This window comes from Methylomarinum sp. Ch1-1 (assembly GCF_030717995.2).
Lineage (GTDB): Bacteria > Pseudomonadota > Gammaproteobacteria > Methylococcales > Methylomonadaceae > Methylomarinum > Methylomarinum roseum.
This window is the reverse complement of record NZ_CP157743.1, coordinates 2,196,060-2,219,173: the sequence shown is the minus strand read 5'-3', so window position 1 is coordinate 2,219,173 and position 23,114 is coordinate 2,196,060. Positions and strand designations below refer to the sequence as shown.

The 23,114-nt window shown below is 53.7% G+C and carries 21 protein-coding genes; 6 read left to right on the top strand and 15 right to left on the bottom strand.

Translation table 11 applies throughout. From position 1 onward, the window contains the following. Window positions 1-44: 44 nt before the first annotated feature. From coxB to bioB, 7 genes are all read right to left on the bottom strand, one after another. Window positions 45-1,172 carry a cytochrome c oxidase subunit II gene (gene coxB / locus Q9L42_RS10375; RefSeq protein WP_349432751.1) on the bottom strand — a complete coding sequence of 376 codons (1,128 nt, stop codon included), beginning with the start codon at window positions 1,170-1,172 and terminating at the stop codon, window positions 45-47. Window positions 1,173-1,480: 308 nt separating this feature from the next. After that, window positions 1,481-1,876, bottom strand: coding sequence for a bacteriohemerythrin (locus Q9L42_RS10370; RefSeq protein ID WP_305908503.1), 396 nt, complete (start codon window positions 1,874-1,876; stop codon window positions 1,481-1,483). Between the two features lie 82 nt (window positions 1,877-1,958). Continuing rightward, window positions 1,959-2,624: a dethiobiotin synthase gene (gene bioD, locus Q9L42_RS10365; RefSeq protein WP_305908504.1), complete on the bottom strand. Its 666-nt coding sequence runs from the start codon at window positions 2,622-2,624 to the stop codon at window positions 1,959-1,961. After that, window positions 2,621-3,412: a malonyl-ACP O-methyltransferase BioC gene (gene bioC, locus Q9L42_RS10360; protein ID WP_305908505.1), complete on the bottom strand. Its 792-nt coding sequence runs from the start codon at window positions 3,410-3,412 to the stop codon at window positions 2,621-2,623. The genes bioD and bioC overlap by 4 nt, the downstream gene beginning before the upstream one ends. Next, complete coding sequence (gene bioH / locus Q9L42_RS10355) at window positions 3,409-4,170, bottom strand: pimeloyl-ACP methyl ester esterase BioH (protein ID WP_305908506.1); 762 nt, start codon at window positions 4,168-4,170, stop codon at window positions 3,409-3,411. The genes bioC and bioH overlap by 4 nt, the downstream gene beginning before the upstream one ends. After that, on the bottom strand, window positions 4,167-5,312 hold the full coding sequence (gene bioF / locus Q9L42_RS10350) for an 8-amino-7-oxononanoate synthase (RefSeq protein WP_305908507.1): 1,146 nt from the start codon (window positions 5,310-5,312) through the stop codon (window positions 4,167-4,169). The genes bioH and bioF overlap by 4 nt, the downstream gene beginning before the upstream one ends. Before the next feature lie 31 nt (window positions 5,313-5,343). Then, entirely contained in the window at window positions 5,344-6,336 is a 993-nt protein-coding gene (bioB, locus tag Q9L42_RS10345; RefSeq protein WP_305908508.1) for a biotin synthase BioB, read from the bottom strand. A gap of 70 nt (window positions 6,337-6,406) precedes the next feature. Between bioB and Q9L42_RS10340 the strand changes: the two genes are divergently transcribed. Together Q9L42_RS10340 and Q9L42_RS10335 are read left to right on the top strand one after the other, a co-directional pair. Then, window positions 6,407-7,108 (top strand): ComF family protein, encoded by a 702-nt coding sequence (locus Q9L42_RS10340; RefSeq protein WP_305908509.1) that lies wholly within the window; start codon window positions 6,407-6,409, stop codon window positions 7,106-7,108. A 151-nt stretch (window positions 7,109-7,259) separates the two neighbouring features. After that, on the top strand, window positions 7,260-7,847 hold the full coding sequence (locus Q9L42_RS10335) for a FlgO family outer membrane protein (RefSeq protein ID WP_305908510.1): 588 nt from the start codon (window positions 7,260-7,262) through the stop codon (window positions 7,845-7,847). 286 nt (window positions 7,848-8,133) lie between these two features. Here Q9L42_RS10335 and Q9L42_RS10330 read toward each other — a convergent pair whose 3' ends face one another. Next, on the bottom strand, window positions 8,134-10,395 hold the full coding sequence (locus Q9L42_RS10330; RefSeq protein ID WP_349432724.1) for a DNA internalization-related competence protein ComEC/Rec2: 2,262 nt from the start codon (window positions 10,393-10,395) through the stop codon (window positions 8,134-8,136). A gap of 131 nt (window positions 10,396-10,526) precedes the next feature. Here Q9L42_RS10330 and Q9L42_RS10325 point away from each other — a divergent pair, with 131 nt between their 5' ends. From Q9L42_RS10325 to Q9L42_RS10315, 3 genes are all read left to right on the top strand, one after another. Continuing rightward, complete coding sequence (locus Q9L42_RS10325) at window positions 10,527-11,156, top strand: MarC family protein (protein ID WP_349432723.1); 630 nt, start codon at window positions 10,527-10,529, stop codon at window positions 11,154-11,156. A gap of 339 nt (window positions 11,157-11,495) precedes the next feature. Continuing rightward, window positions 11,496-12,008: a DUF2062 domain-containing protein gene (locus Q9L42_RS10320; protein ID WP_305908512.1), complete on the top strand. Its 513-nt coding sequence runs from the start codon at window positions 11,496-11,498 to the stop codon at window positions 12,006-12,008. Between the two features lie 104 nt (window positions 12,009-12,112). Continuing rightward, window positions 12,113-14,317, top strand: coding sequence for a cation:dicarboxylate symporter family transporter (locus Q9L42_RS10315; RefSeq protein WP_305908513.1), 2,205 nt, complete (start codon window positions 12,113-12,115; stop codon window positions 14,315-14,317). A gap of 411 nt (window positions 14,318-14,728) precedes the next feature. Here the strand turns inward: Q9L42_RS10315 and Q9L42_RS10310 are convergent, their stop codons facing one another. The 5 genes from Q9L42_RS10310 to fur form a co-directional block, all read right to left on the bottom strand. Beyond that, window positions 14,729-17,824: an efflux RND transporter permease subunit gene (locus Q9L42_RS10310; protein WP_305908515.1), complete on the bottom strand. Its 3,096-nt coding sequence runs from the start codon at window positions 17,822-17,824 to the stop codon at window positions 14,729-14,731. After that, window positions 17,808-18,890: an efflux RND transporter periplasmic adaptor subunit gene (locus Q9L42_RS10305; protein ID WP_305908516.1), complete on the bottom strand. Its 1,083-nt coding sequence runs from the start codon at window positions 18,888-18,890 to the stop codon at window positions 17,808-17,810. Before Q9L42_RS10305 ends, Q9L42_RS10310 begins: the two co-directional genes overlap by 17 nt. Before the next feature lie 155 nt (window positions 18,891-19,045). Then, window positions 19,046-19,726, bottom strand: coding sequence for a lipoprotein-releasing ABC transporter ATP-binding protein LolD (gene lolD / locus Q9L42_RS10300; protein ID WP_305908517.1), 681 nt, complete (start codon window positions 19,724-19,726; stop codon window positions 19,046-19,048). Further along, on the bottom strand, window positions 19,719-20,966 hold the full coding sequence (locus tag Q9L42_RS10295) for a lipoprotein-releasing ABC transporter permease subunit (RefSeq protein WP_305908518.1): 1,248 nt from the start codon (window positions 20,964-20,966) through the stop codon (window positions 19,719-19,721). Before Q9L42_RS10295 ends, lolD begins: the two co-directional genes overlap by 8 nt. Before the next feature lie 11 nt (window positions 20,967-20,977). Continuing rightward, window positions 20,978-21,397: a ferric iron uptake transcriptional regulator gene (gene fur, locus Q9L42_RS10290; RefSeq protein WP_305908519.1), complete on the bottom strand. Its 420-nt coding sequence runs from the start codon at window positions 21,395-21,397 to the stop codon at window positions 20,978-20,980. Window positions 21,398-21,603: 206 nt separating this feature from the next. Here fur and Q9L42_RS10285 point away from each other — a divergent pair, with 206 nt between their 5' ends. Further along, window positions 21,604-22,125 (top strand): outer membrane protein assembly factor BamE, encoded by a 522-nt coding sequence (locus Q9L42_RS10285; RefSeq protein WP_305908520.1) that lies wholly within the window; start codon window positions 21,604-21,606, stop codon window positions 22,123-22,125. A 278-nt stretch (window positions 22,126-22,403) separates the two neighbouring features. Here the strand turns inward: Q9L42_RS10285 and Q9L42_RS10280 are convergent, their stop codons facing one another. Both Q9L42_RS10280 and Q9L42_RS10275 read right to left on the bottom strand, forming a co-directional pair. Then, window positions 22,404-22,673, bottom strand: coding sequence for an RnfH family protein (locus tag Q9L42_RS10280; protein WP_432648899.1), 270 nt, complete (start codon window positions 22,671-22,673; stop codon window positions 22,404-22,406). A gap of 4 nt (window positions 22,674-22,677) precedes the next feature. Further along, window positions 22,678-23,112 (bottom strand): type II toxin-antitoxin system RatA family toxin, encoded by a 435-nt coding sequence (locus tag Q9L42_RS10275; protein ID WP_305908522.1) that lies wholly within the window; start codon window positions 23,110-23,112, stop codon window positions 22,678-22,680. Between the last annotated feature and the right edge of the window lie 2 nt (window positions 23,113-23,114).

The window sequence follows — 23,114 nt, the reverse complement described above, 5'->3', positions numbered from 1 at the left end:
TAAATTTTTTTAAAAAAGATTAGCACTTGAAGAAAAACGGCGACTTATTCGTCGTCATCTTCATCGTCATCTTCTTCAGGCATAGCCGATAGTTTGGACTTGATGGCCGAAGGTTGAATCGAATCACCGACAGAGTTGCCCAATCCGTTACGGATAAAGGTGGCAACGGCGGCGAAATCGACAGGGCTCAGCATTTGCCCAAATGCCGGCATCATGCCTTTACCATTCATCATCAGCTCGACCTGCGCTTCAATGTCTCCTGTCACGACCGGGCTATCGGTAATCGCCGGAAAACTTCCGGGTATGCCGGCGCCATCGGCCATATGACAAGAGGAACAGTTATTGGCATAAACTTTCTCGCCCTTGGCGACCAGTTCATCCATGCCCCATTCCTTCTCGGCGGCGCTGGCTTCGGCAACAGCCTCGGCTTTTTGTTCTTTCACCCAATTATCGTAATCGTCCTGCTCCATCGCGATCACCACAATCGGCATGAAACCGTGATCCTTACCGCACAGCTCGGTGCATTGACCGCGATAGGTGCCCGGTTTTTCCACATAAGTCCAGGCTTCGTTGATAAAACCGGGAACGGTGTCTTTTTTCCAGCCTAACTCAGGGACCCACCAAGAGTGGAGCACATCGGCCGCGGTAAACAGAAACCGAATTTTGGTGTTGACCGGCACCACTAGCGGATGATCGACATTCAACAAATAGTTCGGCACTGAGCGAGGATCGATGCCGGAACCGACCTGGCGGGCCTTATTACTGGCCTCATCCAGGCTGCTGAAAAAATGAATGCCGTTATCCAGATATTCGTATTCCCATTTCCATTGCCAACCGGTCACCTTGATCGACATATCCGATTCCTGCACATCATCCAGCTCGAGCATAGCTTTGGTCGCCGGTATGGCCATGCCGACCAGGATCAACGTCGGAATGATGGTCCAGATGATTTCGATGGTTGTATTTTCATGGAACTGCTCCGCCTTATGTCCTTTCGACTTACGGTGATGATAAATCGAATAAAACATCGTGCCGAACACGGCGATACCGATAAACACACAGATCCACAAAATAAGCATGTGTAAATCGTAAACATCGTTACTGATCTGTGTCACCCCCTTCGATAGGTTGAGGGTATAATCCGCATGTGCTGTCCCCAAACCTAAAAGCATAAGGGCCAGAAATGCGAACAGTTGCTTAGTTTTTCTCACGGAGCAGCCTCCTCGTTTAGTAGTTATAAACTTGTATGCGCATATTGTCGTAATCAAAATTGGCCTCCCCCCTTCGCAAAAGTAGACCGCTTTTTCCATTTACTTCAAATTATCACAAATTAACTGGGCAATTTTAACCTATCAACTCTTTCTAAGCTAGCCGCGCTTTTGTCCGCACTTATCAAAGAGCATAAAAAAGGCCTGTGAACGGTAAATTTCACAGGCCTACAACAACATAATATTCAAAGGTATAGCAATCAGCGCCTTGATCAGCTCAACGTAGGACCATAGGCTTTATCAAATTTGGGAATATGATCATCCAGCCAACTTTTCACCATTTGCCCGACGTCTTCGGTCACGTCCGCCTCTCCGGCATGAAATTTTGTCTGCAAATCGGCGCAAGTCGACACCAATGCATCATGCTCGGCCTTGTGCGCGTCATAACCGGCAAAGCCCTTAGCCTGCATTTCCTTTTCTTCATGAGCGAAATGATCGACCACATAGGCAATCAACGCATCCAGGGATTCGCCGACGTCGGCGCGGGCCGCGCCGTTGGTCGCCCGATCATACAGCGTGTTCAGCAAGTCGAATAATACTTGGTGCTCTTCGTCCGCAAACGCAACATTGGTACCGTATTGTTCCGCAGTCCAGGTCATCAAAGCCATTGTTATCTCCCCATTCAGGTTGTGTGGAGTGGCTATTATGCCCGGCCGAAAAACTGCCACTTTGATCCAAGTCAACTTTCGATCAAAAACCCTGCAAACTATAAGATAATTGTTCAAAGTCGGCTTGTTCGTCGTGCGGCAACACTCCCAGCAATGGCGCCTCGATACGCTGCCGTAAAAAATCGATATTTTCATCGGCAAATGCCATCTCGGCATCGATGCACATCGCGATCCAACCAACGCAGTCCAGACCCGACGCCTGAATCGCTCGCCAGCTCAGCAGACCATGATTGATGCAGCCCAGCCTGACGGCGACAACCAGAATCACCGGCAATCCCAATTGCTTGGCCAAACCGGCATTGTCCAACTCATGGCTTAACGGCGACAGCCAGCCTCCCGCCCCTTCGACCAAGACGATATCGGCCTTTTGTTTCATATCGGTAAACACTTTATGTAACAAAACAATATCAATCTCCGCCCCGTTGCTTGCCAAGTGCGGGGACACCGGCAGTCGATAAGCATAAGGATTGACCTGATGATAGGGCAGATCCACCGAGGCATGGCGTTGAATCAACAAGGCGTCTTCATTTTTCCACTGCCCTTGCAGCCATTCGCAGCCGGCCGCGACCGGCTTCATGCCGGCCACGCGACGGCCTTGCCGGATCAAGCGTTTCATCATCGCGACGGTTGCCCAGGTTTTGCCGACCCCGGTATCGGTGCCGGTAATGAAAAAGCCTTGTTTGTTCATGTTTTTGCTGCGCTGACAAAAATAATTTCATAGCTGGCGATGATATCCTCAGGACAGTCCCGCGGATAAGCCGCCATCATTTGCTGCAATTGCGAGCGCGTGGTCAGATTTCTGTTGCGCCCCAGGGTGACATTGTGCGCCCCGATTCCCTTCAGCTCCCGCATCAATGCCATCACCGAGGGATAGCGGCTTTGATAAGTCACCGATTCGGTACTGACATTTTGAAATCCGGCGTCCTCAAGGAACCGTGTTATTTGCGTCCGGCTATAGAATTCATTGACATGACTATAATCGTCGACGCTCGCCCAGGCGAACTTCAATTCCTGCAACGTCAAAGGCCCGAAGGTTGAAAATATCAGCCGCCCGTCCATTTTCAAGGCATGATGAAAATCGGCGAACACGGCTGGCAAGGCTTGACACCATTGCAGCGCCAGATTGGAAACGATCTTGTCGACCGACGCGCCATGCAGCGGCATTTTCTCGGCATCGGCGCAAATACAAACCGCCCCACCGCCGCCGGTGTTCAGTCGGGTCCTGTGCAGCATCGGCATGGCGATATCGAGGGCCACCAAAGTCTGGCAATCGAGACGCGAGAGCAGATGACGGGTCAAAAAGCCGGTGCCGCAACCGACATCGAGGACGGTATCGGTCGCATCGTCGTCCTGCATCCTGCTCAACAACGCCAGCGCCACCCGTCTTTGCAAGTCGGCGACGCCATCATAACTGCCGGATGCCGCGGCAAAAGACTGCCGTATCTTCAACTTATCCAAGCCGGTCAATGCCTTCATAACGAGCCGCTCAGAAAATCGATGATTTGTCGCTGATGGGTCAGAAACGGCGCATGGCCGGCGTTTTCCAGTATCCGCACGACGATGTCCGGCTTCAACCGCCGCAGATGCTCGGCGCATTGCCGCGGAACCAGGCCGTCCCGGTCTCCCAACACGAAGCGCACTGGACATTCGAGTCGCTGCAGCGGCCCGGTTAAATCGCTGTTCGCCAGTATCTCCAGCCCCTCCCGCAATGCAGAGCTCTCGGCCGGAGGACATTCTTGCATCGCCTGCTTCAATGGCTTCAGCAGCGCTTTGCCGTTATCGCCCCCCATCACCTGCAACGCCAAGAAACGCAGCAGCGTCGCCTGACGATCCAATGTCAGGTTGTCGGCGAATCCTTGCAACACCTCGGCTTTGACGCCCGGCCAGTCACTTGTGCGGACAAAACAAGGATTGCCGGCCAGCGCCGTGAGCGTAGCGACCCTGTCCGGAAAACGGCTCGCCATGTCGATGGCCACCGTCGCGCCCAGGGACCAGCCCAACAGATGAACGCGAGGCTCGGCAATGGCCGTCGCCAGGGTTTCCGAAATGTTTGCCAACGTATACGGGCTCAACGTTTCGCTGCGGCCATGCCCCGGCAGATCCAGACAAATGACCCGATAATGTTCGGCCAATTGACGCGCGAACGGCCGCCAGATGCCGCTATGCATAGCCCAGCCATGTATCATCACCAGGGGCCGGCCACGACCATAAGTTTCTTGATGGAGTTTGATCATAATTTGATTGCGGCCAATGCAGTCAACAAACCATCGACATGCTGTTGCTGATGATTGGCGGAAAAAGTCACGCGCAGTCGCGCCTGGCCTTGCGGCACCGTCGGCGGACGAATGGCGCCGACCCAGTATCCTTGTCGCAGCAATGCTTCGCTGGCCGCGATCGTCTGGCGACTGTCGCCGATCAAAATCGGCTGAATCGCCGATGCCGAATCCAACAATCGCCACCCCAGCTGACTGGCGCCTTCTCTGAAGCGTTGACTGAGCATTTGCAGTTTTTCCCGTCGCCAAGGTTCGGTCCGGACGATTTTCAGGCTGGCGCGCGTCGCCTCCGCCACCGCCGCCGGCATGGCCGTGGTAAACACATAGCTGCGGGCTTGCTGAATCAAAAGCTCAATCAGGTCCTCGGAGCCGGCCACGAAGGCGCCAAATGTGCCTAAACCCTTGCCCAGCGTCCCCATCAGCACCGGAACCTGTTGTTGACTCAGACCGAAATGCTGCAACACGCCGGCGCCATGATCGCCCAATACACCGATGCCGTGCGCATCATCGACCATCAGTGTCGCCTGATGCTCCTCGGCCAGTTTCGCCATCGCCGGCAGCGGCGCCAAATCGCCATCCATGCTGAAAACGCCGTCGGTGACGATCAACTGACGCCGGCTGGAGCCGCTCAGCTTATCTTCGAGATCGGCGCTATCGGCATGTCGATAGCGTTGGAATTGAGCCCGGGACAACAATCCGCCATCGAGCAACGAGGCGTGGTTCAAACGGTCTTCCAACACCTTGTCAGAACGCCCCACCAAGGCCGATATCACGCCGATATTGGCCATATAACCGGTGGAAAACAGCAACGCCCGCCGGCGACCGGTGAAGTCGGCCAGTTCTTCTTCCAACGCATGATGCGCGGAGCTATGGCCGCATATCAGATGGGCCGAACCGCTACCGACGCCATAACGCTCGGCCCCGTTTTTCAAGGCGGAAACGACGGCCGGATGATTGGCCAGACCCAGATAATCATTGCTGGAGAAGTTGATCAGCCGTTCACCGTCGACCCAAACCTCTATGCCCTGGGCGCCTTCGATGACCCGGCGGCGGCGATAAAGCCCTTGCTCTTTTAACTGGGCCAGTCTTTCAGTCGGATTCATCAGGCAAATAGATCACACAAGGTAACGCTGTTTATGCGGCGTGACTCGATCCGCCGGCGCGCACGCCGAGACGCTCGAATAACTGCAGGTCATCATTGGTCATCGGATTATCGGTGGTCAACAGTTTGTCGCCGTAGAAGATGGAATTGGCGCCGGCCAGGAAACACAGGGCCTGCATTTCGTCGCTCATGTCGTTGCGGCCGGCGGACAGCCGGACTCGCGATTGCGGCATCATGACTCTGGCCACGGCAATGGTTCTGATGAATACCAACGGGTCCAGTTTGTCACTGCCCATCAACGGCGTCCCCTCCACTTGCACCAACATATTGACCGGCACGCTTTCCGGATGCTTTGGCAGATTGGCTAACTCGATCAACAACTTGGCCCTATCGTCATCAGACTCGCCCATGCCGACGATGCCGCCGCAGCAAACGTTGATGCCGGCCTCCCTAACTCTGGACAATGTATCCAGGCGATCCTGATAGGTCCGGGTCGTAATCACTTCGGAATAATAATCTTCCGAGGTATCCAGATTATGGTTGTAATAATCCAGCCCTCCCTCTTTCAGCCTTTGCGTCTGCTCATCGCTCAACATCCCCAAGGTGACACAGGTTTCCATGCCCAGGGACTTGACCCCCTGAACCATTTCCACCACTCGTTCGATATCCCGGTCTTTGGGCTGACGCCAGGCCGCGCCCATACAAAAACGCGATGCGCCCTGGTCTTTCGCGCGTTGCGCCGCCTTCAGCACCTCATCGACCGGCATCAGCGCCTCCGGCGTCAAATCCGAATCGTAACGGGCGCTCTGCGGGCAATAACCGCAATCTTCCGAACAGGAACCGGTCTTGATGCTTAACAGACTGCTGACCTGAATCTCATTCGGATCGAAATTCTCCCGATGCACGCTCTGAGCCTTAAAAACCAAGTCATTAAACGGCATCGCAAACAATGCCTGCACTTCTTCCAGACGCCAGTCATGGCGCAGCGGTGTTTTCATCGTTATGGGTTCCGGGTTGGACGACATTCTGTTAATCTCCAAAATAATCAAAGCATGAAAGGCTGACCGAACAATTCGTCAACCTGTTTTCGTCTAAATGGTAAACAACTGGCTCAACATTATACAAGATAAACTGTTTCCGCCTAACTGTATCTTCTGCGGGGCTGACGGTTTTAAGAGCATGGATCTATGTCAACACTGCCTTGAAGGACTGGCGTTAAACCAAAACTGCTGTTATCGCTGTGCCGAACCTTTCGAAACGGCGGCGTCAACGCCACGGCTATGCGGTCATTGTTTAAGCAAGCCGCCGCTATTTGACGAAACCACGGCTCCTTTTCTCTATCGGCGCGAGATGCGCTATCTGATCACCGGCCTGAAATTCGGCGGTCAATATAAAAACGCGCGCCTGCTGGGCATGCTGATGGCGCGGCATATCGAAAGTCGCCTGGAACTACCCGAGCGCCTGATACCGGTGCCGCTGCATAAAGCCCGCTACCGCCAACGCGGCTTCAATCAATCCATCGAAATCGCCAAAACATTATCGCGTGAACTCTCTGTGCCATTGGAATTGAACAGCTGCATACGACGTCGAAACACCGAGCATCAAAGCCGGTTGCCGGGCAAACAACGCCGCAAAAACATGAATAAGGCCTTCATGCTGAACCAATCGATCGCCTGCCGGCATGTCGCCATCGTCGATGATGTCATGACCACAGGCGCGACCGCCGAAGCATTGGCGCATACATTAAAACAGGACGGCGTGGAGCGGGTTCAGGTCTGGGTTTGCGCCAGAGCTTGATAACGCGACCGTAACGATAATGTTGCGCAGCCGAAAAGACATGGCTCGCTAAAGCGTGAACAAACGCCATCTAAAAAAGCCGATCAATTAACATTGACTCCTCCACTGATTTGAGGTGTTATATCCAGAAAACCTTAACCGGAGCCTCATTATGTGGAATAAACAGATCATCATTATTTTAGCCCTAAGTCTACTCGGTCTGAGCGGTTGCAACCGTTACTATCGCTACGATGAACCCGAAGACGCCAACCTGGTTGACGTCAGTTATTCGGCCGTCGATCAACTGCTGCTTAATCTAAAGCAACCTTTGCCCGAGAACAGCCTGGTCGTGATCAACTCACTGGTCAATGTCGATGATCTGAGTCAGGAGTTTTCTTTCGGCCGGATATTGTCGGAACAGCTTTCGTCGGCCTTCCATCGTTCCGGTTACCGGATCGTCGGCATGGAATTACCTACCGAAATTTTTGAAAAAAATGAAAACGGCATTTTACATTTAGCCGAGGAAACCAAACAGGGACTGGATGAGGTGGGCGCCTCGGCATTGGTCGTCGGCGTGTTCGCGCCGGGCAAGCGTAATGCTTACGTTTCCCTGAAAGTGTTTGATATCGCCAGCCAGAATATCATTTCGTCCACCGACCTTTCGGTGCCGATGGGTCCTGACGCCAAGGTACTGCTGAAGCCGAAAAAAGACGAGGACAAAGAGGCGGGCAATCCGCTCGGCGAGCCTGAGCCCATGTAGTTTTTTGGCGGACCCGCCGGGCTTGATCAGCCCTCATGACGCCGTCCTTCCTGTAGGAGCGCCGCCCTCGGCGCGAAAAAATCCTCCAAAGCCGGACGGAGTTTGCAACTCCGTCCGCAACCCTTCATCGCCTACCCCTTCGCCGGAAACGTTGACCAGGCTCTCGCTCCTCCGTAGGAACCTACCGATTTGCATTGCCATGCAAAAGCTTTTTGGCGGATCCGCTGCGCTTGATCCGCCCTACGGCTGTATCGAGAATTGCTCAATCCCAACAACTCTAGCGACATCATTTCATCCAATACCGCCGGAATTTTTCCCGACTGGATACTATCGACACTGTTTCACTGTTTGTATCGATAATGATCGCCCCTTCCTCGAAACTGTTCAGCCAGATAATCTGCTGTTGATGATAGCGCTGCAGCACTTGCCGATGTGGAAAGCCAAAGCGGTTACGGTAACCGGCCGGAATCAACGCCACTTCCGGGTCGACTAACTGCAAAAATTTCAGCGACGATGAAGTTCTGCTGCCATGATGCGGCGAGATCAACACATCGCTGTTTAATATCCGACCATATTGTCCGACCAACCATTGTTCAGCCGGCCATTCGATATCGCCGGTCAATAAAAAACTATGATTAGCGGTGCTGACTTTCAAAACACAGGAATTGTCATTATCATCTTGAAAATAGCCTTGTTGCGGCGGCGCCAGCATCGTGAACCGTACGCCGTCCCATTCCCAACCTTGCCCGCGTTGACAAGAGCGGCCATGACGCCGCGCATTGAATAACGCCACACTACTGATAATCTCTGCGACCGGCATTTGCGCCAAAATCGACTCGGCGCCGCCAATATGGTCATTATCGCCATGACTGATCAACAGCGTGTCGACTTCCGAGACGCCCCGATAACGCAAATAGGGCAGAACCACGGCATTTCCCATATCGAAGCGTTCAGAATATTTTGCGCCGCTATCGAACACCAACACATGATGATGCGTTTCCACGACCGCCGCCAGCCCCTGTCCGACATTCAACAACGTGATTCTGCTCTCTCCTTCGGCAGGCCTGTCAACCTCGACAAAAATAATCGGCAAACATAACAACGCCCCCAAGTATCGCCCCGGAATCCCTCTTGGCGCTAACAGCAACAGGACGCCCAAAAACGCCAACAACAAGGCATACAGCGGAGGCTGTGTCGTCGTTAACGCGGCATAAGGCAGCTCGGCGCAGGCCGATAAAAACAACCACAAGGCATGCAGCATCCATTCGACCAGATGCAAAAGCGCTTCGGCCAAAAACGGCTGTATGAACAACATCGCCACCGCCACCAACGCCAATGGCACGATCGCCAGGCTCACGGCCGGCACAGCCAACAGATTGGCCAGCGGCGCAACCAACGATACCTGTTGAAAATAATACATGATCAATGGCGCCAGACCGATGGCGCTGACCCAATGAATTTTAAGCAACGCTCGCCAATAACCGACGCGGCCGAGACGCGCCGACAGCGTGTATAGAATCAATAACACGGCACCGAAAGACAACCAGAAACTGGCCGACAAAACCGCCAACGGATCCAAAAGCACAACGGTAAAAAGCGCCAGAGCAAAGGCATGCAGCGGTTTGACATGCCTTTGCCAATAAATTGCCAGCATCGCCACCGTCAACATCAGCAAGGCGCGCCGGGTCGGCAGCGAAAAACCCGCTAACGCGGCATAGCAAAAAGCCACGGTCAGCGCCGCGGCGACGGCAACTTTTTGCGGTGAAAGCGCCAACACCCCGCTGTAGGCCCAAAGCCTCAGCGCTAACACATAGACCAGGCTCGCCACCAGGCCGATATGCAGACCCGATATGGCTATTAAATGTACCGTGCCGGTTTTACGGAACACCGCCCATTCAGCCTGCTTGATCGCCGAACGGTCTCCTATCGTCAACGCCTTGATCAGCCCCAGATGACGGCCGTCCGCCAGCAATTGTCGCAAGCGTTCGGCGATGTCTTGCCGCCAGACAGAAATTCCCGCGCCAGGAGATTTTTGCTCCAACAAAACCGGCGCCGGTTGCTTACGGACATAACCGACCGCGCCGATGCGATGACTAAACAACCAACGCTCGTAGTCAAAAGCGCCGGGATTGTAAGTGCTGCGCGGCTTTTTTAGCTTGACGGTCAAGCGCCAGCCTTGCCCGGCCCTGATCTCTCGCTCGGGAAAATACCAATTCAGCCGTATTTTTCTCGGCAAATAGTGCGGTTCGGCAACGATGAAATCAAACTTAGTCCGCTTGCCCTCCGCGACCGGCAAGCCGGCGATGTAGCCGCGCACGACCACCTCCCTGCCTTGCCATTGCTCGTCGAGCCTATCGTCGATGACCAACATCGCAACGCATAAAGCCCACAATACGCCGCTAGTAAAAAAAATCAGTCGCCCGCATCCTCGCCAGACGAAGAAAGCAAGCAACAGCAACAACTGCGCCACCCCATAGCCGTTCGGCAGCACGGCAAGTTGCTGTAGGGAGAGGACGCCCGCCAAGAAAAACATCACCGGGCGAATCATATTGACACCACGCCGTTATCTTCCCACACAAATAACTCCAAGAATGCTGATAAATCCAGGGATGATTTATTCATCGCTTCCATAAACAACGATGCTAACATTAGCAATAACTCTCTGATAATACCCAGACCATGTTGGAAACCGTTACCGTCGCCCTAGCGACTTTTTTCGCCACCGTCGGCCCTATCGATATCGCCGTCGCCTTCGCCGCCTTAACCACCGAATCAGGCGGCAAATACCGATTGGTCATGGCCTTGCGCGGCACGCTGATTGCCTGGGCGATACTGACGCTATTCTTCCTTGCTGGCGAATCCTTGTTACGCAGCTTTGGTATCTCGCTGCCGGCGTTAAGAACCGCGGGAGGTATTTTGTTGTTATTGGTCGCGATCGACATGGTCTTTGCCCGTAGCTCCGGCGCCACCTCGACGACCGCGCAGGAAACGCTGGAGGCTAAGATGCGCAAGGATATTTCCGTATTCCCACTGGCGACGCCGTTAATCGCCGGCCCCGCCACCATCGGCAGCGTCATTTTGTTGAACGCCAACGCCGAAGGAGACTTTTACCAGCAATTATGCGTCTACGGCGCCTTGCTGGCCATTCTGGCTTTTACCTTTCTATGCTTGATCACGGCCAGCCAGATTCACAAGCTTCTGGGTGTCACCGGTATGTACGTCATCGGCCGGCTATTCGGGGTGTTACTGTCGGCTTTGGCCGTACAATTCATATTTGACGGCATACTGCAAAGCGGTTTGCTGACATAACAGGACTACCTAATCAAATGAATGAGAGGCAAAACAGAAAATTAACAACAAATACGCCAGGTTTGATACGCTTCACGCAGCTCAGCACACCCGAAGACAAGGCGGTGCTGCCCTCGGCGCGAAAAGCAAGTAGCCCACATGTCGCTATGCGAATTGCAGGTCAACGAGGTCCTGAACGATTCAACCGTGACTAGAGTAAGTTAAACGTTCGGGGCGGGTTAAATAACCCGCCCCGCCCAGATACTCAAATTGGGAATTGCTGGACATAATGATCGGTAATAGCATCGACGATAAAACCTGATAGAATTAAGATTTTATAGAACAGCATTAGCGCCCCTCATGCCTAAAAAAACGATAAAAAAATATATGCCCAATCCCGAGAAACTGAAAGAGCACAAACATCTTCAGTTTCTCGGTGAACGGCTGCACGAACCCAATCTGTGGCACCTGAACCGCCGGTCCATTTCCCTCGCTTTCGCGATCGGCCTATTCGTCGCCTGGGTTCCGACGCCCGGACAAATGGCGATCGCGGCAGTCGGCGCTTTTTACTTCCGCGCCAATCTTCCGGTGTCTGTGGCCTTGGTCTGGGTTACCAATCCGCTGACGATGCCGCCCATGTTTTATTTCGCCTATATGTCAGGCCTATTCTTGCTTGGCAGGGAACTGCCCAATAATAATAATTTCGAATTCTCTATCGACAGTGTGATGACCAGCATTGGCGATATAGGCGGTCCCTTCCTGTTCGGCTGCCTGATTCTAGGCATCGTTTCCTCGACGATCGGCTACTTCGGCATGAGTCTGCTTTGGCGCTATGCGGTCACGAAACGTTGGAACAAGCGCAAAGACCGCTAGCTTAACCGATTTGACGCGTCCGTCAGCGACTGGACTCGCCAACCTTTCCGACGAAATTTTCGTCATTCCTTCCTACAGCAAGTCCTATTAAATCGTATGAAGGCATGAGCCCATCTACCGACCTATCCGTCAGCAAACATAAACCCCAGCGTTTTGCCTTTACCTGGTGGATCGTCGGCAGCCTATTTCTCGGCATCTTCGTCGGCCTGTTTTTTGGCGGAGACGCCGAGAAACTACAGGTCCTCGGCGATATCTATATCGGTCTGCTGCAGATGACGGTATTGCCGTTTGTCATGTTCGCGTTAATCGCCAATATCGGCTTGCTCAACTATTTTGAAGCGCGCCTGTTAGCCAGACATGGTTTGCTGATATTAATGACTTTGTGGCTAATCGGCATCTGTAGTGTCTGGGCTTTTTCGCTGGCTTTGCCGACCATGGAAAGCGGCGCTTTTTTCAGCTCCTTATTGACTCAGGCGCCGGCGAAACTGCAATTTATCGACCTATTCATTCCCGCCAATCCCTTCATGGCTTTGTCGCAAAACGCCGTTCCGGCCGTCGTGTTATTCAGCATGTTATTCGGCATCGCCTGCATCGGTTTTCCGGAACGCAAGTCGCTGCTGGAACATTGCAATCAAGCTGCCAAGGTTTTGCTCAGGGTCAATGGTTTTGTCGTTAAGTTGACCCCGATCGGCGTTTTCGGCATCGCCGCCAGCGCGGCAGGCACGCTGACGCTGGAGGAATTCGGTCGGGTGCAAGCCTATGTGCTGATGTTGCTGCTCGCCGTGCTGATAGTGACCTTGATCATCTTGCCGTTATTGATCATGAGCTGCACCCCCTTCACTTACCGACAAATCTTCCGGGCCTCGCGGGACGCGCTATTAACCGCATTTGTGGTGGGCAGCATATTCGCCATCATACCGTTGTTGACGCAAGGCGTCAGTCGACTTTTTCACGCCCATGTCACGGCCGGCGAAGAACATGTGCGTATTCCGGACTTGGTGCTGCCATTGGCTTATCCGTTCCCGGATATCGGCCGCCTGCTCAGCCTGGTGTTCATCGTCTTTGCCGCCTGGTTCTACGGCAAACCGCTGGATTTTCTTCAATATCCGGAAATGTTAACGATCGGCCTGTTTCTCAGTTTCGGCAAACTGATCACCGCCATCCCGTTCTTGCTCGATATTTACCATATTCCCGACGATATCTTCAATCTGTTTCTGACCGTAGGCATCATCTGCCGGCGTTTCGCCGATGTCGCCGGCGCGATGCATCTATTGACCTTCACCATTGTTACGACCGCGATCATGACCGGCCACTTTAAAATACGTTGGCGCCTCGTGCTGTGGACAATCATGATCACGCTGCTGAGCTTTATGATCAGCATTACTGCGTTACGTTTGCATTTGACTCACAGCGTCACCGACCTATACAGCAAAGACCAGGAAATCCTGCAAATGCAACTGCTTTATAGCGGCGTCAATGCCAAGGTTTTGGATTATTCTCGCCCCAATCCGGCGCCGCTGACAGAGGGGCAAAAAATGCTGGATCGAATCCAACAGCGCGGTTTGATTCGCATCGGCATACTCGAAGACAACCTGCCCTTTTCCTATTACAACCACAATTGGCAATTAGTCGGATTCGATGTGGAACTAATGCATCATCTGGCTAAAGACCTGGGCGTCGGCATAGAGTTCGTTCCTTATGAAAGCGAATATTTGATGCAGGAGTTGGAAAACGATCACTTCGATATCGCCGTCTCCAGCATCACCGCCAACCCTAGGTTGCTGGCCTCGCGCCGGGTTTTATACAGCATCAGCTACCTGAATACCAATTTTGCGTTTGTCGTCCCGGATCATCAACGCACCGAATTCGCCGACGCCGAAAACGTCAGGGCCCTAGAAAACATTCGGGTCGGCGTCCGAAAAGACAGCGTCTTTGCCGACCGCATCAAATACTACTTCCCCAATCTCCAGGTCGACGAACTGGACTCGGAATCGGACTTCTTCGCGATCGAATCCTTCCGTCAACAAGCGCTGGTCACCTCGGCGGAAGGCGGTTCGGCCTGGACCTTGCTGAATCCAGGCTATGAAGCCGTCAACCCGCTACCCGGCAAGGCCGGCGCACCGCTGGTCATCGCCATCGGCGGAGAGGACCTGCAACTAGAGAAATATCTCAGCACCTGGATTACCCTGAAGCGTCAGGACGGCACCATCAAACAATTATTTGAGCATTGGATTCAGGGCAAAACGCCCCATCCTGGCAAGCAACGGCGTTGGAGCATCTTGCATGACGTCTTGCAGCAGTCCGATTGATTGAAGATTCATCCTCGGCGCGAAAAGCCATTCGCCCCGAGGGCGGGCCTCCTACAGCAGCCAGGCTTTACGCGAAAGAAACGGTGAAAAATAATCCAATTCAGAACAATATTGACCATGAAGGACACGAAGGGCTTGCAGCCATCATTAAATCTTCATGTTCTTCATGCCCTTCATGGTAAATTCTTGACGAATCCAAAGCCGGACGGAGTTTGCAACTCCGTCCGCAACCTTTCATCGATTGCCTCATCGCATAAAACGTTGGCCATGCTCTCGTTCCTCCGACGCACCTTAATTTGTTGGGCTTCATTTTGTTCAGCCCAACCTGCATAAATCACCTTCAGAATGGTCCTGCATTGAACGTCTTGCAAAAGAACTATCCAATTCAGCAATCGACGCCGTCCTTTGGTGTTATTGAGAATCTGCATTCGGTTCGAAAAACCTGAGAAAGAAACGATCGCCCATGACCAACAAACAAGGCGTCAGCACCAGCGTTAGCAGCGTGGCGAAACTCAATCCGCCGGCGATGGCGCTGGAAAGCTGTCGCCACCATTGCGTCGACGGCGCACCGAAGCTGATATCGCGATTCACCAAATCGATGTTCATCGCCAGCACCATCGGTATCAAACCCAACACCGTCGTGACTGCCGTCAACAGCACCGGCCTCAACCGCTGCCGTCCGGTGGCGACGGCCGCCGGAACAATCTCCATGCCTTCTTGGCGCAACTGATTATAGGTGTCGATCAGCACGATATTATTATTGACGACGATACCGCCCAGCGCGATGATGCCCAAGCCGACCATGACAACGCCAAAAGCCTGACCGGTCACCATCAGCCCCAACAGCACCCCTGCGGTGGAAAAAACGATCGCCGATAACACCAACAAGGCCTGATAAATGCTGTTGAATTGAGTCACCAGAATCAACGCCATCAAGAAAATGGCGCCAGCGAAGGCATTACTCAAGAAATTCGCCGCTTCGCGTTGATCTTCATCCTCGCCCTTGAATCGAATCGTCACCTGAGGGTCCAGCTTGGCGTCCAGCAACGCCTGTTGTAGCAACTTCAATTGATTATCGGTCAGCAAGCCTTCGACCACATCGGCTTGCAAGGTGATGACGCGCCGGGCATCGACACGGTGCAAGGCGCCTGTTTTCGCGGCCGGCTTCAAGGTCACAAAATTGCCGATCGGCACCATGCCTAATTCGGTCGGCGCGCGCAATTGTTCCAGCTGCCCCAGATTACGGTAGGCTTCGGGAAAACGCACCCTTATATCGACTTCATCGTCGCTGTCATCGGGACGGTATTCGGACACCTTGATGCCGGCGGTGACCATTTGCACGGTATTGCCCAGACTGGCGACATTGGCGCCAAATTGCGCGGCGCGTTCCCGGTCGATCTCCAGCTTCCATTCGATACCCGGCAACGGCAGATTGTCCTCGACATCGACAAAGCCGCCGATCTTCGTCATCAGCGCGCGCACCTTGTTGACCGCCGACGGGATGCGATCCGCTTCGCGGGCGGCGAACTCCAGCTGTATCGGCTTGCCGCCGGACGGACCGCTTTCCTGCTTGCGCACTTCGATGACGACGCCGGCGATATCAGCGGTCCGTTGTCGTATTTCCTCCATGATCACGGAGGCCTTGCGGCGCTGGTCCCAATCGATGAATTCCAACTGCACGGTGCCGATGACATCCTCAGCGACATTACGCCCGCTGGCCTGATTGAATGAACGAGCATAAACCGACTTCAATTCCGGCATCGCCATGATCCTGGACTCGACCTGGCGCACGACGGCGTCTTTTTCCTCAATCGACAGATCGCCTCTGACGTGAATATGAATCAGCGCGAACTCCGGCTCCACATCGGGGAAAAATTCGACGCCTTTGTTAAACTGAAAATAGGCTAAATAACTGAGCGCGATCGCCGCCAACGCCAATAGCAGAACCCTACCGGGATGGATCAATATGCGCCGCAAAAAATGCGCATACCAGGCGGTAAACCGGCCTTCGGCCTGATTCACGCCAGGGTCGCCCGGCCGTTTTTTAGCCAACACCGAACCCAACACCGGAATGAACAACAGCGCCATCGCCAGCGAAGCGGTCATCGCGATAATCACGGTAATGGGCAGATATTTCATGAACTCGCCGACCATGCCGGGCCAACCGAGCAACGGCAGAAACACCGCCAAGGTCGTCAAGGTCGAGGCGATCACCGGCCAAGCCATGCGTTTGGAAGCGCCGGCATAGGCGGACACCGCATCTATGCCGGCCTGCAGATTGCGGTCGGCCAGTTCACTGACGACGATCGCGCCGTCCACCAACATCCCGACCACCAGGATCAGGCTGAACAACACGACGATATTCAACGTGTAACCGATATTATCCAGAATGATGATGGCGGCCAGAAACGATCCCGGAATTGCGATGCCGACCAACACCGAGGACCTGAAGCCCATCGCCGCGAGTATCACGATCATCACCAGAATGATGGCCGACAACACATTGTTCTGCAGATCGCTGAGCATCGTGCGAATCTTCTTCGACTTATCCTGCATGTAGGCGACTTCAATGACCGCCGGCCAATAGCGGCGTTCCTCTTCGACCAACTGGCGGATCTGTTCGGTGGTTTCGATGATATTGGCCCCGACCCGTTTTTTCACCTCCATCGTGATGGCCGGCTGGCCGCCGACCCGGGCAAAACCTTCCGGATCCTTGAAGGTCTTTCTCACCGTCGCCACATCGGCGACGGTAACGACCTTGTCCGCGGTCACCTTAACCGGCATCGACAACAAATCGTCGATGTCTTCGACGACGCCAGGCACCTTGACCACCATTCGGCCGGCGCCGGTATCCATCGCGCCGGCCGCCACCAATAGATTATTGTTGCGGATCAGGCTGAACAACGTTTCGAAATCGATGCCGTAGCCTTCCAGAACACTGGGTTCGACGATGATTTCCATCAGATCCTCGCGATCGCCGCCGATTTCCACTTCCAGCACACCTTGTAAGGCTTCGATCTTATCTTTAAGATCTCTGGCCAAGCGCACCAACGTTCTTTCCGGTACTTGCCCGGAAAGCGACACCGTTAACACCGGAAACAACGCGACATTAACCTCATGCACCTCCGGTTCGTCGGTATCGTCCGGCAATTTGACCTGGGCGATATCCACTTTTTCCCGCACATCCTGCAAAGCCAGCTGACTGTCGAAGCCGGCGGTGAACTCCAGCTGCACCGAGGCATGCCCTTCCCTGGCAATGCTGGTCATTTCCTTGACTCCTTCTATCCCCTGCAACTCCTTTTCCATCGGTCTCACCAGCAAGCGCTCGGCGTCTTCCGGAGAAATACCTTCATGCGTCATCGAAACATAGATGAAGGGAACGGCGATATCCGGCTCCGACTCCTTCGGAATAGTCCGATAACTGGAGACGCCGACAATGAGGATGAACAACAGCAACAGCAGAACGGTTCGACTGCGGGAAAAGGCCTGATCAATCATCGCCATCATTCACTAGCTGGGCGGATTCCGCCATCGGCTTGACCGTTTCTCCCGGCAGCACAAAGCCCTGACCGCGGCCGATGATAAGCGCCTGCTCCGGCAAACCGCTGACCCAGATGCCTGCACTCTCGGAACGGATGCGCTGGACGGGTTTGAAATGAACGCGATTGTCGTCGTCCATGGTCTTCACGCCCAAGCGTCCGTCTTCATCGAGCGTCAGCACCGCCGGAGAAAGAAAATGGGCCTGCAGGTCGCCGACGCGGATATGCAATTCGGCGCTGCCCCCTGCGGACAGCAGGAAATCGGCATTGTCAAACTCCGCCTCGATCCTGAAACTGCGCGTCGCGGCATCGGCTTCCTTAGCGATGAAGCTCAGTCCGGCGTTCACTTCCGAACCGTCCAGCATGCGTATCCGCACCGTTTGCCCCAGTTTCAGGTGTTTAATATTTTGCTGAGACACATAGGCGACCGCCTTCAAGCGCGCGATATCGACGATGTCGGCGACTGTATCGCCAATGTCCACATAACTGCCCAATTCCACATCACGGGTTTCCAAGACCCCGGCGAAAGGCGCTTTGATTTCGGTATCGGCCAAATCCAGTTTCAGGCGCAGCAGCTCCGCTTCGGCCGCCGCCAGGTCGGCTTGCGCCTGTTTAAGATTGGTTTCCGCCTGCAACCCCTGCTTGCGCAAGCGCAGCATCGCCTTAACCAACAACTGCTGACTGGCGATCTCGGCGCGAGCCTTGGCAATTTGCGCTAGTCTATCCTTCTCCTGTAATTTCAGCACCACTTGACCGGCATCGACCCGCTCGCCTTTATCCACCCACAGCTTTTCCACCAGGCCGGCGGTTTCGGCGCGCAGGGCGATTTTCCGATCGGGCTCCAACTGCCCCTGGACGGTGATTTCGTGCTTAATCCGTTTCGCCTTAGACTCGCTGACGGCCACGCTCATCAATGGCTTCGCCGTCGTATTATTTTTACTCGCGATCTTTTGTCTGTCCACAAACCGGCCGCTGACGAGCCACAGCGAGACGACAGCCATTGCGATCAATGCCATCCAAACCGATTTTTTCATTGTCTATCCATAAAATTGTCCCTCGGATGCAATGCAAGACGATCCGGGATCATTAACATTTTTCCGCCTAATGCGGGCTTGCTTAAAGAAAATGCCGATCAAATCGGCATTTACAGAGAGGCAGACCTTAAAGCGGCCATTAAAAATGATTGTCGTCAAGAAACGATCATTCCGTCCTCCATATGCAGCACATTGTCCATGCGCCCGGCCAGATCAGGGTCATGCGTGACCACCAGGAAACTGACTTGCAATTCCCGGTTCAGTTCCAGCATCAGTTGATAAATCTGCTCGGCCGTCTTACTGTCCAAGTTGCCGGTCGGCTCATCGGCCAGCACGCATTTGGGTTTATTGATCAAGGCCCTGGCCACCGCGGCGCGCTGCCTTTCGCCGCCGGACAATTCGCCGGGTTTATGTTGAATCCTATGGCCCAGACCAACCCTGGCTAACAATTCGGTGGCCTGCCGCCGGGCCTGTTTAATCGGTTGTTTGCCGATCAACAGCGGCATCGCGACATTTTCCAGTATCGTGAATTCACCCAGCAAATGATGAAACTGGTAAATAAAGCCCAAGGAACGGTTGCGCAACTGGCTCAAGCGAGCGGCATTGATGCGGTTCAGATTGGCGCCATCGAGCACTACCTCGCCGGCGCTAGGTTTTTCCAACCCGCCCAACAGGTGCAACAAGGTGCTCTTGCCGGAACCGGACGCCCCCATGATCGCCAAACGTTCGCCGGCGGCGACCGACAAGTTGACTCCTTTCAATACTTCGACGTTCAAATCGCCCTGCACAAAAGTCTTGTGCAAATCCGTGCACTGCAAAATGATCGATTCATTCATAACGCAACACCTCGGCCGGGTTAACTCTTGAAGCCTGCCAGGCCGGATACAAGGTTGCCAGCAACGACAGAATAAACGCCATCGATGCAATCACATACACATCGCTCCAATTCAGTTTGGAAGGCACCTCGCTGATATAATAAACATCGGCGGCCATGAACTGCACGCCGAAGAAGCTTTCGATAGCCGGCACGATGGTTTCGACATTCAAGGCCAGCAGCACACCGCCTAGCGTACCCAGCAAAGTTCCGAACACGCCGATCACGCCGCCCAGCACGATGAAGATCCCCATCACCGAGGCATTGGTCAGGCCCTGGGTCTTCAGGATCGCGATATCGCCGCGCTTGTCGGTGACCACCATGACTAACGTCGACACTATGTTGAAAGCCGCCACCGCGACGATCAGCAGCAGGATGATGAACATCACCCGTTTCTCCGTTTTGATCGCCCTGAAGAAGTTACTGTGCGCCTTGGTCCAGTCGCTGACCCGGTAGTCGCGGTACAGTTCATTGGCCAGCTGGCGGCTGATTTGCGGAGCGTTGAACAAATCATCCAATTTCAACCGCAGACCGGTCACCGAATCGCCCATTCGGAACAGCTTGGCGGCATCGTCGATATGAGTCAACGCCATGTTGCGGTCATATTCATACATGCCGACCTGAAAAATGCCGACGACGGTGAAGCGTCTGAGTCTGGGCAATATGCCGGCCGGCGTCGAGTTGATCTGCGGGCTGATGACGGTGACCCGGTCGCCGACCATCACGCCGAGGAAATTGGCCAATTCGGCGCCGAGGATGATGCCGAATTTGCCCGGCTGCAAATCGTCCAGGGAGCCGAATTTCATGTTGTCGGCCACTTCCGAAACTCCGGGTTCATGGTCGGGCAATACACCGCGCAACAACGTACCGCTGACCTGGCGGTCGGCGTTGACCATCACTTGGCCGCGCACGAATGGCGCGGAACCTTCGACATGGGGATAGCCTTGCAGGCGCTCTTCCAGTTGTCGCCAGTTATTAAGCTGACCATAGCGACCGCTGATTGTGGTATGCGAGGTCATGCCCAGGATGCGCTGGCGCAATTCCGCCTCGAAGCCATTCATGACCGATAAGACGGTAATCAACGCCGTCACCCCCAGCGCAATGCCCAATATCGATGTCAGAGTGATAAACGAGATGAACTGGGTCCGTCTTTTGGCGCGCGTGTAGCGCAACCCAATATAAAGAATCAGGGGTTTGAACATGGATTAAAGTCTCAGGACTGTTTGCAATCGGCGCAAATACCGTAGAGATAAAGGCTATGGTCGGTTAACTCATAACCCAGCCTTTTGGCGATATCTTTTTGCCTTTGTTCGATCACATCATCGGTGAATTCATCAACCCGGCCGCACTTCATGCAGACGATATGATCATGATGAGAGCCTTTATACAGTTCGAATACCGAGTTGCCGCCTTCAAAGTGATGTCGGGTCACCAGACCGGCAGCCTCAAACTGAGTCAACACCCGATAGACCGTCGCCAGGCCGATTTCCTCATCCTCGCTGAGCAGAATTTTATAAACCTGCTCCGCGGTCAAATGACGGTCGTCGTCCGATTGTTTTTCCAGAATTTCCAGAATCTTAACCCTGGGCAATGTCACTTTAAGACCGGCGTCTCTTAAATCCTGCGTTTCCAAAACGAAATCTCCATTAAAAACTAGTCAGATACAACAATGAGCTAAACAGTTCCTACAGCATGCCAAGCCATGCCACTATAAAAGGATTTTCTAACATTGTAACTGCTTTTATCCGGGTCCGCAGGCTGTTTTATAGGATAATGCCCGAACATACGGTATGATTTCTTTTTTTGCCCATCACTGATCGCATTATACCTGTAGGAAACATGAAAAAATCTTTTTCAGCCTTAGCTCTTGCCACGGGCCTTAGCCTGACCGGCTGCACGACCATCTTGAATAACCTTCCCGGCGTTTATTCGCTCGATATTCAACAAGGCAATGTGATCAATCAGGAAATGGTCGACCAACTCAGACCGAACATGACCAAGCGTCAGGTTCTGTATATCATGGGTTCGCCGATGCTAGTCGACGTTTTTCATCAAAATCGCTGGGATTTTCTATATTCGGAACAACCCGGCGGCGGCCCCAGAGTCCAAAAACGCCTGTCGCTGTATTTTGACGGCGACCATTTGATCGGCGTACAGGGAGACTTCAAGCCCAGCACCTTGCCGGTCATCGCCGAACCGAAAGAAACCACGCTGGAGATTCCCGAACGTGATCTGGAAAAAACGCTATGGGAGAAGATCGCCTCTTTATTCAGCGATGAACCGGTTGTCAAAAAGTCCGTAACGACAGGCGATCCGGACACCGCCAAGCAACCTGAAAAGGAATTCGAAGAACCGTTTTAGGCCAGTGCCAAGTATAAATATCCTGAATGGCACAGGATTTTTGTTCAGCGACAAGGCCGCTTAGTTGCGCCATGCAACTCTCTTTGGACCGCCACAGATGGCCTAAAGACCCGTCAGTTGCAGCAATTCCCATCAGTTTGTCGTTCAAAAAGGGCATGGGGTGTGTTTGGCGCGGCGCTCCTCGACAGGCACTCCCCATGTCCTAAACACCGCAAAAATACTCAAACTGGGAATTACTGCGTCAGTTGGGTATGTTTTTCGCCGGATATAGCCTTAAATCATTGCCCCGCCGCCCTCTGGCGCCGGGCATCCATCGGATGCTGTTGCAAGGGGCGATAAATTTCCACACGATCTCCGGCCGCCGTTTTCTGCGACAGCTTGCCGAGCTTACCGAACACCCCGACCTGATTTTGCTTTAAATCGATTTCCGGAAAGCGCGCTAAAATGCCGGACAAGGCGATGGCGTCCGCCAGCGTCGCATCCTCCTCGACACTGACCGGAATGATCAGTTGTTCATCGGCCTTGGCATAGGCGACTTCCACCTCGATCACATTATTTGCCATACAAGTCCTTGGCCCGCTGGGTAAATGAACTGACCATCGTGTTACAGATTTGATTGAATACCGGACCGAAGGCCAGACTGGCCAGTTTGCCGGAGATCTCGAACTCCAAATCCAGCGAGATTTTACTGGCGTCTTCGCGCAACGGCATAAAACTCCATACGCCTTCCAATGACTGGAAGGGTCCGTTCAGTAGACTCATATATATTTTCCTGCCTGGCTCCAGTCGATTACGGGTGGAAAAAGATTTATTGAAACCGCCTTTGGCAATCTGTATCTCGCCCTCGACGATATCGCCTTCGCGCCGCAGGATGCGGCTGCCGCTGCACCAAGGCAAAAATTCAGGATAGGACTCGATATCATCGACTAGATCGAACATCTGCTGAGCGGAGAACTTGACCAATGCCGACTTCTGCACCACCGTCATGT